The sequence below is a fragment of the Bacillus smithii genome (assembly GCF_001050115.1).
Taxonomy (GTDB): Bacteria; Bacillota; Bacilli; order Bacillales; family DSM-4216; genus Bacillus_O; species Bacillus_O smithii.
Genome location: NZ_CP012024.1, coordinates 2,761,020 through 2,776,586, shown reverse-complemented (window position 1 = coordinate 2,776,586; position 15,567 = coordinate 2,761,020). Strand labels below are relative to the sequence as shown.

14 protein-coding genes are annotated in these 15,567 nt (G+C 39.6%); 13 read left to right on the top strand and 1 reads right to left on the bottom strand.

Translation table 11 applies throughout. From position 1 onward, the window contains the following. The first annotated feature begins 448 nt into the window (after nucleotides 1-448). From BSM4216_RS13065 to BSM4216_RS13025, 9 genes are all read left to right on the top strand, one after another. Nucleotides 449-1,867 carry a glycoside hydrolase family 1 protein gene (locus tag BSM4216_RS13065; RefSeq protein ID WP_048623975.1) on the top strand — a complete coding sequence of 473 codons (1,419 nt, stop codon included), beginning with the start codon at nucleotides 449-451 and terminating at the stop codon, nucleotides 1,865-1,867. 599 nt (nucleotides 1,868-2,466) lie between these two features. Next, nucleotides 2,467-3,729: a group II intron reverse transcriptase/maturase gene (gene ltrA / locus BSM4216_RS13060; RefSeq protein WP_048623974.1), complete on the top strand. Its 1,263-nt coding sequence runs from the start codon at nucleotides 2,467-2,469 to the stop codon at nucleotides 3,727-3,729. A 400-nt stretch (nucleotides 3,730-4,129) separates the two neighbouring features. After that, nucleotides 4,130-4,846 carry a CRISPR-associated endoribonuclease Cas6 gene (cas6, locus tag BSM4216_RS13055; RefSeq protein ID WP_048623973.1) on the top strand — a complete coding sequence of 239 codons (717 nt, stop codon included), beginning with the start codon at nucleotides 4,130-4,132 and terminating at the stop codon, nucleotides 4,844-4,846. Between the two features lie 2 nt (nucleotides 4,847-4,848). After that, nucleotides 4,849-5,139, top strand: a complete 291-nt coding sequence (locus BSM4216_RS13050) for a hypothetical protein (RefSeq protein ID WP_048623972.1) — start codon at nucleotides 4,849-4,851, stop codon at nucleotides 5,137-5,139. Continuing rightward, complete coding sequence (locus tag BSM4216_RS13045) at nucleotides 5,123-6,643, top strand: hypothetical protein (RefSeq protein ID WP_048623971.1); 1,521 nt, start codon at nucleotides 5,123-5,125, stop codon at nucleotides 6,641-6,643. The genes BSM4216_RS13050 and BSM4216_RS13045 overlap by 17 nt, the downstream gene beginning before the upstream one ends. Beyond that, nucleotides 6,636-7,535 (top strand): type I-B CRISPR-associated protein Cas7/Cst2/DevR, encoded by a 900-nt coding sequence (cas7i, locus tag BSM4216_RS13040; protein ID WP_048623970.1) that lies wholly within the window; start codon nucleotides 6,636-6,638, stop codon nucleotides 7,533-7,535. The genes BSM4216_RS13045 and cas7i overlap by 8 nt, the downstream gene beginning before the upstream one ends. Next, a complete protein-coding gene (gene cas5b, locus BSM4216_RS13035) occupies nucleotides 7,532-8,224 on the top strand; it encodes a type I-B CRISPR-associated protein Cas5b (RefSeq protein ID WP_048623969.1) in 693 nt (230 codons plus the stop codon). The genes cas7i and cas5b overlap by 4 nt, the downstream gene beginning before the upstream one ends. Nucleotides 8,225-9,281: 1,057 nt before the next feature. Further along, the gene (locus BSM4216_RS15920) at nucleotides 9,282-9,695 is read left to right on the top strand and encodes a FixH family protein (RefSeq protein WP_244878076.1); all 414 of its coding nucleotides are present in this window, start codon (nucleotides 9,282-9,284) and stop codon (nucleotides 9,693-9,695) included. Nucleotides 9,696-9,809: 114 nt separating this feature from the next. After that, entirely contained in the window at nucleotides 9,810-11,171 is a 1,362-nt protein-coding gene (locus BSM4216_RS13025; protein WP_048622333.1) for an IS1182 family transposase, read from the top strand. A gap of 238 nt (nucleotides 11,172-11,409) precedes the next feature. On the opposite strand, the gene BSM4216_RS13020 is transcribed toward BSM4216_RS13025, so the two are convergent. Next, nucleotides 11,410-11,937: a sigma-70 family RNA polymerase sigma factor gene (locus BSM4216_RS13020; protein WP_048623968.1), complete on the bottom strand. Its 528-nt coding sequence runs from the start codon at nucleotides 11,935-11,937 to the stop codon at nucleotides 11,410-11,412. 478 nt (nucleotides 11,938-12,415) lie between these two features. On the opposite strand from BSM4216_RS13020, the gene BSM4216_RS13015 reads away from it, so the two are divergent. The 4 genes from BSM4216_RS13015 (at nucleotide 12,416) to lepB (ending at nucleotide 15,418) form a co-directional block, all read left to right on the top strand. After that, nucleotides 12,416-13,231 (top strand): basic amino acid ABC transporter substrate-binding protein, encoded by an 816-nt coding sequence (locus BSM4216_RS13015; protein ID WP_048623967.1) that lies wholly within the window; start codon nucleotides 12,416-12,418, stop codon nucleotides 13,229-13,231. A gap of 101 nt (nucleotides 13,232-13,332) precedes the next feature. Then, a complete protein-coding gene (locus BSM4216_RS13010; RefSeq protein WP_003352551.1) occupies nucleotides 13,333-13,989 on the top strand; it encodes an amino acid ABC transporter permease in 657 nt (218 codons plus the stop codon). Then, the gene (locus tag BSM4216_RS13005) at nucleotides 13,986-14,708 is read left to right on the top strand and encodes an amino acid ABC transporter ATP-binding protein (protein ID WP_048623966.1); all 723 of its coding nucleotides are present in this window, start codon (nucleotides 13,986-13,988) and stop codon (nucleotides 14,706-14,708) included. The genes BSM4216_RS13010 and BSM4216_RS13005 overlap by 4 nt, the downstream gene beginning before the upstream one ends. Nucleotides 14,709-14,872: 164 nt before the next feature. Continuing rightward, nucleotides 14,873-15,418, top strand: a complete 546-nt coding sequence (lepB, locus tag BSM4216_RS13000; protein WP_048623965.1) for a signal peptidase I — start codon at nucleotides 14,873-14,875, stop codon at nucleotides 15,416-15,418. Nucleotides 15,419-15,567: the final 149 nt, after the last annotated feature.

Below are 15,567 nucleotides of genomic sequence, written 5' to 3'. Positions count from 1 at the left end.
GATCATAATATTTAAGCTCGTTAATATACGTTTAAATCTTACCTATAAGGAATCTTTTATTGATATACTGGCCGGCGGGGAGTTTTGTTCGTTAATGGATGGATATAATAAATTTCGTATGCAATCGTTTTGGTTCGGTGAAACTTATGCCTTAGGTCTATTTTTGTGCCTTAATAAGTAAGCGGTTTCACGAATCGTTAAACAATGATTGACTAGATACATGGACGGATCAACCATTTTGTTTTGGAAGTAAGTGGAATAACTGTACGTTAACTTAGCCTCAGACTATTTACGCAGTTAGAGTAATTAGAGCCAATTTTGACAAATTTAACATTCCGTTGTTGGTGTATCATGAATATGGGAAGAATAAAGGATTCAGAGTATATAGTATAAAAAGCGGCGTTCCTTTTTCTCGCGATAAAAAACTTCAATTTTGGAGGAACATGATATGGACCATAAAACGTTAAAACCTTTTCCAAAAGATTTTTTATGGGGCGCTTCTACATCTGCCTATCAATTTGAAGGAGCATGGAATGAAGACGGCAAAGGACCGTCCGTCATTGACAAAGCTCTCCATCCGGAAGGGACAGCGGATTTCAAAGTAGCCAGCGACCATTATCATCGTTATAAGGAAGATATCGCTTTACTGGCGGAGCTTGGATTGAAAGCCTATCGTTTTTCCATCGCTTGGACTCGGATTTATCCTAATGGAACCGGGGAAGTCAACCGAAAAGGAATTGAATTTTACAATCATCTGATTAACGAACTGATCGCACATGGGATTGAGCCGATTGTGACGATGTATCACTTCGATTTGCCGTACGCTTTGGAGGAAAAAGGCGGATGGTCCAATCGAGAGACGATTGACGCTTTTGAGAGGTATGCCAGAACCTTATTCAGAGAGTTCGGCGATCGTGTGAAGTATTGGCTGACGATCAATGAGCAAAACACGATGATTCTTCACGGCTCAGCCATCGGAACGACGGATCCCGGTATAGAAGATCCAAGAAAAATGCTGTACCAGCAAAATCATCATATGCTTTTGGCCCAAGCAAAAGCGATGAAGCTTTGTCATGAAATGCTCCCGAATGCAAAGATCGGGCCGGCTCCTAATATCGCTTATGTCTATCCGGCGTCTTCCAAACCGGAAGATGTGCTGGCGGCTCAAACTTTCAATTCGATCCGCAACTGGCTTTATTTGGATGCGGCGGTATTCGGACGCTACAACAGCACAGTCTGGGGATACATGGAAGAAAAAGGCTATACTCCTCATATGGAAGCGGAGGATATGGACATTTTAGCTGGCGCCAATCCGGATTTTATTGCGTTTAATTATTATAATTCGATTACGGTCAAAGCAAGCGAAGAGGAAAAAGAGGCGCACAGCACCGGAGACGAGCACATTGTCATTGGTGAACCGGGCGTTTATCAAGGATGTTCCAATCCATACTTGACAACAACAGAATTTGGCTGGGAAGTCGATCCGATAGGTTTCAGAATTACTTTGCGCGAATTGTACGATCGCTATCATTTACCGTTGATCGTGACGGAAAACGGATTAGGAGCTTACGATAAACTGGAGGATGGCGATGTCATAAATGACGATTACCGCATAGACTACTTGGCCAAACATTTGGAACAATGTCAGTTGGCTATTACGGACGGAGTAGAATTGTTTGGCTACTCGCCTTGGTCCGCCATAGACTTGGTCAGCACTCACCAAGGAATCAACAAACGCTATGGCTTCATTTATGTCAACCGCGATGAGTTTGATTTAAAAGATTTACGCCGCATCAAAAAGAAAAGTTTTTACTGGTATCAAAATGTCATAAAGACCAATGGCGCGATCATTTCCAACAGCAAATAAACCGATCATGAAAAAGACGGAGAAGGGAACACTTTCTCCGTCTTTTTTGTGTGCGCCCGGCATGGGTGTAATCTATAGGGTGAAAGTCCCGAGCTGCGAAGGCAGAAGTAGCAGTTAGCTTAACGCAAGGGTGTCCGTGGTGACGCGGAATCTGAAGGAAGCTGGAGGCAAAACACCGGTCCGAGGAACACGAACCTCATATAAGGCTAGGTATGATTGAGTGAGTTTGCATAACAAAACAAAGCTCTTTCTGTCGAAGGTCATATCGAGTAAATGAGGCGGATAGATGGTGTGAAAGTGCATGTACTTACCCGGGGAGGTCTGGCGGATATGTGAAGTACTCTTCATAACCTACTTAGTGATAAGTAGCTGAACCGTCAGAAGTCAGCAGAGGTCATAGTATTAGTTGGTCTAGAACAACTAAGAAGGACCGAACAATTAAGAGAGAATAGCCCTTGGTATTCAGTGAGTCATGATGAACACAGAAAACGTAGTACCTCACTTGAGGGAGGAAGCGGTGAATCCCGTGGGAGACCTCTTGGAGGGTGGAGTGACCACTGGCATAAAGAGAACAGCTATTCACGGAAGGAAGAATAACAATGCTTTTGAATCAAATCCTGTCACGGGAGAATATGCTTTTAGCTTTACAAAGAGTAGAAAAGAACAAAGGTAGCCATGGAGTAGATATGATGCCCGTACAAAACCTCCGTCAGCACATAGTCGAAAACTGGATATCCATTAAAGAGGCAATTCTCAAGGGTACCTATGAACCAATGCCTGTTCGAAGAGTCGAAATCCCGAAACCTGATGGCGGTGTTCGGTTACTAGGTATTCCAACCGTAACAGACCGTTTGATTCAACAAGCAATTGCCCAAGTATTATCGAGGATATATGACCCTATGTTCTCCGAACATAGTTATGGGTTTCGTTCAAATCGAAGTGCTCATGACGCAGTTAGGAAAGCAAAAGGCTATATCAGAGATGGTTATAGATGGGTAGTAGACATGGATTTAGAAAAGTTCTTCGATCGAGTGAATCATGACAGGCTGATGAGTACATTAGCCAAGACTATTAAAGAAAAGCCACTATTGAAGCTAATCCGCAAATATCTACAAGCTGGTATCATGATTAATGGTGTGATATCTAGGACAGAAGAAGGGACGCCGCAAGGTGGCCCCCTAAGCCCTTTACTTTCGAATATTGTACTAGATGAACTAGACAAAGAATTAGAGAAAAGAGGGCATAAATTTGTTCGTTATGCCGATGACTGTAATATTTACGTGAAGTCAAAACGGGCTGGTGAAAGAACCATGGCTAGTGTCAAACGATTTATTGAGGGAAAACTTCGTCTAAAAGTCAACGAGAAGAAATCTGCGGTTGACCGACCATGGAAACGAAAGTTTCTAGGATTTAGTTTTACACCTTCAAAAGAGCCAAAAGTTCGGATTGCCAAGCAAAGTCTAAAACGAATGAAGAAAAAGGTGCGAGAAATCACGTCAAGAAAAATACCATACCCAATGGAATATCGGATTAAGAAACTTAACCAATATCTACTTGGATGGTGTGGATATTTTGCATTAGCAGACACAAAGAGTATCTTTGAAGATTTGGATGGCTGGATTCGACGAAGACTCCGGATGTGTTTATGGAAAAACTGGAAAACCTCAAAGACCAGGATACGCAACCTCATAAAACTAGGAGTTCCTGAATGGAAAGCTTATGAATGGGGGAACAGTCGTAAAGGTTATTGGCGAATCTCAAAAAGTCCCATATTACACAGAACCCTTGGAAACTCCTATTGGAGTAACCAAGGGCTTAAAAGTCTACAGAAACGTTATGAATTCTTGCGTCATTTATCTTGATTGAACCGCCGTATACGGAACCGTACGTACGGTGGTGTGAGAGGACGGGGGTTAATCACCCCCTCCTACTCGATTGTTTCAAAGTGAACGGTGGAAAGAACGGAAACAACGCGTGATTCTGCGTACGGGTCACGTGTGGCAGAACATATTTTTTCACCATAATAAGTTCACCAAATGGATTGGTATATATCCCAGTCAATCCTTTGATTGAAATGATATTGACATTTAGTTTATATTATCGTTTCAAAATTCCTGTAGGATTTATGTACCAATGTTTCACAAAAGAGTTATTTTTATATAAAAAATAAATTCAAATATTGGGAATAAAGGATTGAAATACTAGGTACAAAGTGCTAATTTTTATTTAAAAGTTTGAAATAGTAAAAAATGGAGGTGTCATATGCGATTTTCTGTCAGCTATCAAGTCAACAAACTTGAAAAAGCTTACCGAATGAGGGTGTACAGTTTAATCAAAGAAGCCGTGCGCACGGTAAATAAGCCCTATTACAACAAGCTTTTTTTGCAGTTCGAAAAGAGGATAAAACCATTTTCGTTTTCTACATATTTGCACAATTTTACATTGGGTGACACCACGATTACCCTTGATCGAATCACCATCACCATCAGCAGTCCTGATATGGAGTTTGCCGTTCACGCTTTTAACGGTCTTCGAAAATTAAAGGAATATTCGGTGAATGGTGAATTGTGGCGTCAATTGAACTTTCAATTATTAAAAGAACCTGTCATTACAAGTCGTAAGGTCGTCTTTCGGACATGCTCCCCTATTTTAATTGAAGATAAAAATGGAAGACCATTGGCGCCGACAGATCCTCTTTATGAAAAAGAACTAAATTATTATGCTAATTTGCAAATTTATCAATTTGCGGGAAGAGATCTTTATGAACCGATCCATATTTCGCCTATACATATGAAAAAAATGGTGATTAAAGAAAGAAATCGACATTTAGAAAAAAATTCCTTTCTTTATTTCACTACATACCGGGGATTGTTCATGTTGGAAGGAAGTCCTCAAGACTTGCAGCTGCTGTACCAATTGGGGATCGGCAAAAGAACGACCTATTTTGGTTTAGTGGAATACGAGTATGAGAAGGTGTAAGAATGGAGATCCAAGTAGATGGAGAGCAGTGGCCGATGGCTGCCGGTTGTATAGGTTTGGCTAAGCTTTATTCGGAAGAAGAATTGCCAAGAACAGCAACAGGCATTCTGTTAAAGGATGACATTCTTGACTCGCTTGCTGAAAAATTTATTCGAGGTTTGATTGATCAGTTCAGTGTTGTAAAACGTGAAGTCAAAAAAAATGATGTGGTATGCCGACCAAGCAAACAAACAACCGGAACGGGCAGAGGAGTTCGCGGCAGAAGTTCGAAAAAACATGAACAATCAATATAAAAAAATAGAAAAATATTTCTCTGATACGGAGGAATGCAAGAGATTAAAGGAATTATTGGAAAGATTAAAAGATATCAAAGAGCCCGAGGAAGCTCCCTTTATTCGAGAATACATAGAACAGTACAGAGAAATCGCTTCTACTCCGTTTATTAATGAAAAGCTAACGTTAAATTATGTAAAGGCTGTCATTTTAAATCCTTTCTATGGACAAACCTCCATTCTTCAACCGGTTTTTAATTCTAAAAGTACAGAAGATCATATTCGACAAATGGAAGCCGATTTTATTCAACCGGCAAAATTGGAGTTGATGTTCGCTGAGAAACTCGATTCGGCGGCGAACATTCAAGAGATTGTTGCTTTTCTTGAAGAACATAAAGACTATAAACCTTTTAAAAATTTGTTGAAGACAATCAAGAAGTGGGCAAATAAAGATCAGGTCATCAGCTATCTTCGCCATGAAATTTTGCCTTGTTCTTTTATAGAAGGATTGATCGCGACTCAATCTTATGAGGAAATGATTTTTTCGCCTCTAGCATTTTCGAAAAAGAAAGCAGTAAATTTCAACTGGAATTTTGATCAGAATCTGCCGGTTCCAATCAGTGCTGTAGCAAGGTTAATCCTGTTTATGGCTCCTTTTGGCATGGCGTTCTATTCAAGAAGGCTGGGAAATGGACAAGCTAGTGAAACTCTTCACTACGCGGGAATGATTCTTTCGCAAAAACATTTTGCTGAAGTGATTAAAGAAAATCATGCTTATCAAAAGCTTCGAGGAGAAGGTTTAAGTTTTGCGGAAGCCATTGTTGGTCTTTTACGAGAATCGACGGATAAAGCGAAAAAAATCAAAAACTCTTATTTGTTTCTTGAAGTGTATTCCAATTATCAAATGAAAAAAACGCTGCTGGATTGTTATCACATACCGGCCTATCTTGCCCAATATGTTGCGGAACATGGAAAATCACTGGATTTTCTTTATTACCGTGAACATAAAGATTCCTTTTTTAGAGCGGTGTTAAAAGGGATTGATCCGAAAGAAACGATTTTTGCCTATTTACGAATGGCCATTAAGAATCCTCATCATGCAAGGGGAGCTTTTTTTGCAGTACGTGAACGAAAACGAATTCTCGAGGCAAAAAAAGGAGCAGAAAATATGACGAATCATGATAAAACGATCTCTGATGTTTATGATCTCGGTCGTCATTTGCGAAAAGTATTAATGAAAGAACGTATGGATGGACAAGAGAGAAGGCGTTATCGAGCCGGCGGGAAGAAAAAGATAGACGGGATTGCCTATCGTTTGCTTAATGAAGCGAAAGCGGGGAATATAAGAGGATTTATGGAGATGATTTTCCGTGTTTATTTGGCTTCCGGGCTTGATGTATCTTCCGTTTTTATAGATTCGTTTAAAGAAGAAGGGCTGGATTTTGAAACGATTTCAAGTGCCTTTATCGCCGGCCTGATAGGACAAGAACAAACTAAGAACGAAGGAGCTGTGACAAGTGGGTAAAGCGTTATCTTTTACCGTTGTGTTTCAAGCCAATTCTTTAAATTATGGAGAAGGGGTTGCCAACATTGCGGAATTAAAGAAGATTCACAGAGGAAATGGAGACGTACTGACTTTTGCTTCACGACAAAGCATTCGTTACGATATTGTCCGTCTTGGAAACGAGTGGTTTGAATGGAATCTTCAAACGGTTGATAAGACAAAAGGAACATTGCAATTTCGGGAAGATGTGACGATTGCCGATTCCGTTGAAATGGACTTTTTCGGTTATTTAAAAACGGGAAAAACCTCTCAAAAACGGTCGGCCGTTGTCCGGCTTTCCCATGCCGTCTCCCTTGAACCATACCGCAGCGATATGGAATTTCTCAATAATATGGGGCTTGCGGAGCGGATTCATGAAAATCCTAATCTTGCCAACATTGAACATCATGAAAGTTTTTACACTTATACGGTGACGATCGACTTAGACAGAGTAGGGATCGATGGAGAGATAAAACTGAGTACAGAAACTCGTTCCAATCGAGTAGAGCAGTTGCTGGAAATTATAAAATTACTAAACCGCAATATCCGTGGCCGTCAAGAAAGCTTAGCTCCTCTTTTTATCATAGGCGGCTTGTATCCGGTTGCTAACCCATTTTTTTTGGGGAGGATCAAGCTAGAGAACAAAGCTCATCATTGGATACTGAATGTTAAAGGATTAAAGGATGTATTAGAAACAACTTTTACCGGTCAATCCATCCGAGAGCAAACCTATATTGGATATGTTTCGGGCGTATTTGGAAATGAAACAGAGTTTAATGGTTTAGTGAACAGCAGCCAAACAGGTTCCATCGAAGACTTTTTTGCTGCCATGAAAAATGAGGTTCGATCCTACTATGGAGTGAACAATGAATGAAGGCTCTTCGTTTAGAACTATATCAGCAAACAGCTTGTTATAAGAAGCCATTTGCATTCAAAGTATCAGAAACGTATCCTCTTCCTCCCTATTCAACGGTAAAAGGAATGCTTCATGCGGTGATGGGGGCAAATTCTCTCATCCCGATGAAAATCAGCGTTCAAGGAAAATATGATTCGTTAGTGACGGATTACCAAACTCATTATTTTTTTAAGAATGATCGTACGAAGGAATTTGCTTTAATTTTTGACGGGCTGGGATTCGAATTCAATTTGGCAGATGTGACCACGATGCCGATTTATGTACATATGCTTTATGACATTGAATTACTGATTCATGTTCAAGCAGAAGATGAGGTCTTATTGGATCTTGAACGAAACATAAAAACAAACACCACTCATTTAAGCTTGGGAAGATGGGAAGATTTGGTTCGAATCGACCGTTGTGAGATTGTCGAATTGAGAGATTGCGAGGATGAGCCTGTTTTAAAATACAATGCTTATGTTCCGATGAAAATAATAACAGATGAAACTTATTATCCGTATAAGCTGAATTGGACGTATCGTATGATTCAAGGTGTAAGAGTTTGGAATAAAATTGATGTTGGATATATGCTGGCCGGAGAAGCTATTGAACAGTATGACTTATTATCGCTGGATTCATACGGGGATTTGGTTCTTTTTCCTTAAAAATCTTGTGTTTGAAGGAATCTATAGATATATTGGAATGGGATGAGCTTTTATGCAAATCTTTTCCGGGGAAACGATTCAAAAACATGACATGAGATACGGATATGTTTAGGAAATTTCAAGAAATTATGCCGTTCTTTTGTTTCGTTGTTGATAAAGCGAGATTGTCAATTGCTTGTATGGGCAGAAAAGTGATATGATGCCGGAATAGAGGATACGATTTTTCAAAATAAAATTCGAAACGTGAAAAAAACTTTCTTGATTGGGAACAGGTGCTTAAAACGTTTATCATTTGCCATCCGCTCCCGGCCATTCCTTTTTTAAAAAATTAGACCGGGATCAGGATTGATTTGATCTGAACGCAGAGGGATATAAAGTCTTATTCTACGCTTGATGTATTTTGATTGACCACAGGTTTTATCTGAACGTAGAGGGATATAAAGATGCTTTTATTGCTGTTTCTTGCAATGGATCATAAAGTTTTATCTGAACGCAGAGGGATATAAAGATAGAATAAATTTTATTTAACCAATTCATAAAAGGTTGTTTTATCTGAACGTAGAGGGATAAGGAGAACTCCGCATTCACGTATTGCGGCAGGGATGAAGCGAGTTTTATCGAATATATAGTAGGAAAGAGAGAGTTTCAAAAGCTGTATTTCTTTTGAAGTTTTAGGTTGTTGATTACGTTGGTTTATTGCATATGTCGTCGCACTTTTTGGCGATTAAGGGTTTCACCATTTTAAAGAAAAAGCTATGAAACGATGATTGTTATGGGATAGAGGCTATGATTTTTGCTTAATAATAAGGAAGATATTCCCTTTTCTTGACAAAGTGGAAAAATTTTCCTAAAATTTGTTCCAAAAGGAAATCCCTTTCAAAGATTTCACAGCGAATATTTAGTGGATGCAATGAAATGGAATTTTTTCTTAATCAATAACTAGAGAAAGATTAAAGGAACAACAAGCGGAAGTGTCTTATCGTTCTTTTATTCTGAATTTTCCGATTTGTTTACCAGCGATAAAAACATCCGCTTGGAAGAGAAAGGATTGGATAAGATGAGAAAACGGCTTCTTCTTATTTTTATAGTTGCGTTTGGGCTGGTTGCCACGGCATGTTCGGGAAATGGCAAGGAAAAAACGGAGAAGAGCGAAGCAAGCAGCACTCCCATTCCTCTCGATGTGTCCATTCGTTTGCCGAAGGCGATTCAGCCTAATCAAGAAGTGAAAGTGGAAGCGGTGGTGACGCAAGGGCGAGAGAAGGTGGATGACGCGGATGAAGTAAAGTTTGAAATTTGGAAAAAAGGACAAGCCAATCACAAAATGTTAACGGGTAAGCATGAGAAAGACGGGATTTATTCGGTCCAGACAAGATTTGCCGAAAAAGGAGCGTATTATGTTGTGTCCCATGTGACCGCAAGAGGGATGCACAATATGCCGCAGAAAGAATTTTGGGTAGGACAACTACAATAAAAAAGGCCGGCCTAAAAAGCCGGCTTCAGACTGTCGACAAATCCGAAAAAACCGGATTTGCCGACAGTCTTTTTTTGTATAATTAAGATACCGTAATGAATTGAGGTGGATGAAGTGCTAACAAAAAATACACAGATGAATCGTGATCAAATAGAAATGATAGCTTTAGACCAACTTGTACCTGCAGATCATTTGGTTCGTAAAATCGACGCTGCTATTGATTTTTCATTTATCTATTCGCTTGTTCAAGACATGTATTCATCGGAAAGAGGTCGACCAAGTATTGATCCAGTTGTATTGATTAAAATGGCTTTCATCCAATATACCTTCGGTATTCGTTCCATGCGAAAAACTATAGAGGAAATCGAAACGAATCTGGCTTACCGTTGGTTTCTTGGATTTGGTTTTTATGATAAGGTACCTCACTTTTCAACGTTTGGGAAAAACTACGAGCGACGCTTTAAGGATACAGACTTATTTGAACAGATATTCTATCGCATTTTGAAAGAAGCTGCAGATAAGAAGCTGATAAGCAGTGAGCATGTCTTTATTGATTCTACTCATGTCAAAGCGAGTGCGAATAAGCATAAATTTGAGAAGAAAGTGGTTCGAAAAGAAACGAAAGCCTATCAAGCACGTCTACAAGATGAGATAAATGCTGATCGAGAAGCACATGGAAAAAAGCCATTTCCTCCAGATAAATTTGGGAAAGAAGAATATAAAGAAATAAAAGAAAGTACCACTGATCCGGAAAGTGGTTACTACGTAAAAGACGAGCGAACAAAACAGTTTGCTTACTCATTCCATGCTGCTGCGGATCGAAATGGCTTTGTTTTGGGGGCTATTGTAACGCCAGGGAATATTCATGACAGTTCCGTATTGGAGCCACTTCTTGAAAAAGTCATAGAAAAACATGGAAAACCGGTTGTAGTTGCTGCTGACGCTGGATATAAAACTCCCGCCGTTGCCCAATACATATTTGAAAATGATATGACCCCTGCTTTACCTTATACTCGCCCTCGTACAAAGGATGGTTATTTCAAAAAACATGAGTATGTTTACGATGAATACTACGATTGTTATCTTTGTCCGCAAGGACAAGTGTTAAAATATGCAACTACGACGAAGGAAGGCTATCGTCAATATTTTTCTGATCCAGTCCAGTGTAAAGATTGTCCATTCCTTTCGAAGTGCACCCAAAGTAAGGAGCATAAAAAACTGATTCAGCGACATGTATGGGAATTTTATTTAGAGGAAGCTGATCATCTTCGGCATACACAAGAGAATAAGAGCATTTATGCAAGACGGAAAGAAACCATTGAACGTGTTTTTGCTGATGCAAAGGAAAAGCATGGTATGCGTTGGACAACCTTAAGAGGTCTAAAAAAATTGTCCATGCAGGCGATGCTAACTTTTGCTGCAATGAATTTGAAAAAGATGGCTTGCTGGACATGGAAAAGTCCAGCAATAACATAAAATAGACCCCTGGAGGGGTCTATTCCAAACATTTGAAAGCATAAAAGTGACAAAAGGCATCCGAAAGCGCACATTCGGATGCCTTTTGTCTACACTCTGAGGCCGGCCTAAAAAGCCGGCTTTTTCCATGAGACAGTCGCCTGCGATCCCCGTTCCATGGAGTTTTGGTCAACCCAAAAAGCTGATTCGTCCGGCAGGATCACGATTCTACTTCCTTCTATAGATTGGTTCTTTACTATTAAAATCGATTTCCTCTACTATTCTTTATTTCCGTTTTCGTTTCGGGATTGAATTGTTGTTTTAGTTTTTCCAACGCACCTTTCTTCCATTTTTTCACCGCGCTTTCGGATACACTTGCTTTATGAGCGATTTCTTTTGTTGTCAATCCATCGTAAAAAGAAGCGATGACCCAAAACTTTTGTTTAGACGTGAGTGTTTTACAATACGATAGCAGGATTTCTTTTTCAAATGGTTCATCATTTGCGGGAAATTCCGAAAATCCGGCATTTGTTTCCACTAATAAAGTAGATGCCGCTTCTTCCCACTTTCTGGAATTGGATAATTCGGTCAGCATTCTTCCTTTAATGAATGAATAAGCGTAGCTGGCAAAAGCTCCTTTTTCAGGCTGGAAATTTCTTTGCGCCTCCCAAAGGGCAATCAATCCGACTTGATAAAACTCCTGTTTATTTTTATAAATGTGCAGTTTGTTTATAATGGCGTGAATCATGGGTGAATATTTTTCAGCCAACTGCTCAAACGATTCCATTTTCCTTTCCTTTCCTTTCTGAAAAGCGCGCTTTTCAAATATTCCCGGGTGCTTTCACCTTATCGGGAACTTGGCTCTTTTACGAAAGGACAAAAATGAAAAAATAGGAAAATAATTAAGTGAAAATCCATTTTTTCATACGTTATTCTTTTGAAATGAGCAAAAATAAATAGTTTTTGGGCTCATTTAATCGTTTTTGTTTTTCATTCAATAGTCCTTTTCTTTTTGTGCTGAACATGCCATTATAGAGAAAAAGGAAAAGAAAAATCGGAATTTTCCGGAATAAGATGCCTTAAAGGGGGAGAACATCTCCATGTATATATGTGATACATAGAACTGAAGGCACTAATTTATAATCATTACATTTTGAAAATAATGTATAATAAAATAATAGAAAAAAAACGTTGAAAAAATGCGGGTTTCGGTTTATTATTTTAGTAACTTGACAACAAATAAAAATAAAGGAGTTTGCATAATTATGAATAAAGTAGGAGCTAAGTTTTCGTTGCTTCTTGCGGTTTGCTTCGTGTTTTTGCTGGCGGCATGCGGATCAAACCAAGGGAAAAGCGATTCTGATGGAAAGATCAAAACGCTAAAGGTAGGAACAAATGCCGCTTTTGCCCCATTTGAATATATGGAGAAAGGGAAAGTGACCGGATTTGATATCGATTTGATCCATGCGGTGGCGAAAGAAGCCGGATATCAAGTCGATGTGCAGCATGAAGGCTGGGATTCCATGTTGGCCAATTTGGAAAACAAACAATCCGATCTGGCTATTTCCGGCATTACGATCAATGATGACCGCAAAAAGACGTATGATTTCTCCCGCCCGTATTTTGAAGCAGCCAATGTCATTGTGGTGAAAAAAGGAAGCAATGTTAAAAATGCTTTGGACTTAAAAGGAAAAAAAGTGGGCGTTCAAAACGGAACGACTGGACAAGATGCTGCTGAAAAAATATTAGGGAAAAACAGTCAGAATGTGAAAAAATACGAGGATGTAACGGTAGCCTTTATGGCTTTGAAAAATAAAGAAGTGGATGCAGTGGTCATCGATAATGTCGTTGCCAATGAATATGTAAAAAACCATCCAAAAGAGAATTTAAAGGTCATTACGGACCGCAAAAACTTTGAATCCGAATTTTACGGCATCGCATTTCCTAAAGGCAGCGAGTTGACGCCGAAATTTGATCAAGCGCTTGACAAAGTGATGGAAAACGGCACCTATGAAAAACTTTATAAAAAATGGTTTGGAAAAGAGCCGGATATGGAAGTTCTAAAAAAAGCGAAATCATAACTTTCAGCATGCGAATGTGGCAAAAGAACAAGGCTGCCGCCTCATTTTGGGCGCAGCCGATTTTTGCTTTATGAAAACACGGGAAGAAAAGGAGAAGAATGATGGATTTTCAGTTTGATATCATCCGAGAATATTTGCCGTATTTTGCAAAAGGTACATTATTAACGATCGGAATGTCCTTGATTGCCGTGCTGATCGGCCTGATTCTCGGGCTGTTGATTGGACTTGGAAAAATGGCGTCCAACAAATGGGTGCGGCTTCCTTTTATTTGGCACATTAACTTTTACAGAGGAACTCCATTGTTTTTGCAAATTTTGCTGATTCATTTCGGGGTCATGCCGCTCTTTATGTCTCCTGTCAATCCGATTGTCTCAGGGATTGTGGCTTTATCTTTAAATTCGTCCGCATACGTTGCGGAGATTTTTCGGGCCGGTATTCAATCGATCGATAAAGGGCAAATGGAAGCGGCTCGTTCATTAGGAATGACGCATGTTCAAGCGATGTGGCACATCATTTTGCCGCAAGCGTTTAGACGAATGATTCCGCCGCTTGGAAACGAATTTATCACGTTATTGAAGGATTCTTCTTTAGCTGCCATTATTGCCGCACCGGAATTAATGTATTGGGGACGGGCTGCTCAAGGGCAATATTACCGTGTTTGGGAGCCGTATATTACAGTGGCAGTCATCTACTTAATTCTCACTCTTTCGTTAACATACTTGCTAAATTATATAGAGAGAAGGTTGGAAAAAGAATGATCTCGGTAAAAGGACTCAAAAAATCCTATGGCGATATAGAAGTATTGAAAGATATTTCGATTGACATCCATCCGAAAGAAGTGGTAGTGGTGATCGGTCCTTCCGGTTCGGGAAAATCCACCTTTTTGAGATGCTTGAACATGTTGGAAACCATTTCTGGAGGACATGTGATTATTGATGGCATGGACTTGGCAGATAAGAAAACGGATATTAACAAAGTTCGCACCGAAGTAGGCATGGTGTTTCAACAATTTAATTTGTTTCCGCATAAAACCGTTCTGGAGAATATTACCTTATCTCCTATCATCGTAAGAAAATGGAGCAAAGAGAAAGCAGAAAAAAAAGCGATGGAGCTGCTTGAGAAAGTAGGTCTTTCCGATAAAGCGCACGTATATCCTCATTCGTTGTCCGGAGGGCAAAAACAGCGTGTTGCGATTGCCAGAGCTCTTGCGATGGAACCGAAAGTCATGCTGTTTGATGAACCGACATCAGCTTTGGATCCGGAAATGGTCGGGGAAGTGTTGGAAGTGATGAAACAGCTTGCTCAAGAGGGAATGACCATGGTGGTCGTTACCCACGAAATGGGATTCGCTCGTGAAGTAGGGGACAGGGTTGTGTTTATGGATGGAGGCTATATTGTGGAAGAAAATACTCCGCAAGAATTGTTCGATCATCCTCAACATGAAAGGACAAAATCGTTTTTAAGCAAAGTATTGTAGAAGCAGCAGACAGCTGTTTCTTTTTTTCATGCCGGCGTGAAAGGTCGATTCTTGAAGTTTGTTCTTGACGGTGTTGGGTGAAAATTCTGTATTTACTTTTTGCAATCTGTCCTCTATGATGAAAATGTACAGGAAGAAAAATTATTTGGATAAGGGAGAATGAAATGTCAAATCCAAAATCGGAATGGCTTTCTTGGATAAAGTCGATCTTGTTTGCGCTAATCATTTCGTTTATCATTCATACGTTTCTTTTTTCTCCTTATATAGTAAAAGGAGAATCGATGTCTCCTACTTTGGAAGAAGGAAATAAGTTGATTGTAAACAAGATGAAAAATATAAAGAGATTTGACATTGTGGTGTTCCATGCGCCGGATTCTGATGAGGTGTATGTTAAGCGCGTGATCGGACTGCCGGGCGATACAGTAGAAATGAAAGATGATGTTCTGTATATAAACGGAGTAGCGTATAAAGAGCCATACTTAAATAAGCTGAAAAAGCAATATTCCTATTTGAACCGTTTTACCGGAGATTTCACATTAAAAGAAATCACAGGAAAAGAAAAGGTTCCTGATGGTAAAGTATTTGTTCTAGGCGACAATCGTTTAAGAAGCAATGACAGCAGAAGATTTGGATTTATCGACGAAAAGGATATTATTGGTTCGGCCGTTTTTCGTGCTTGGCCCATCCAAAAAATCGGCGTGATGAATTAAGCTGAAAATCAAATCTTCTTGGAGTTATTGGTACTTTGAGTCCGGAGGTAAGTCCAATCGTCGCAATGAATCCTGGAACGTGATATTGCTTACAGCAGCTGCTAAAGGGTTTTCGCCGTTTGTCTCTGTACTGCCGGCTTTCGTGTGCT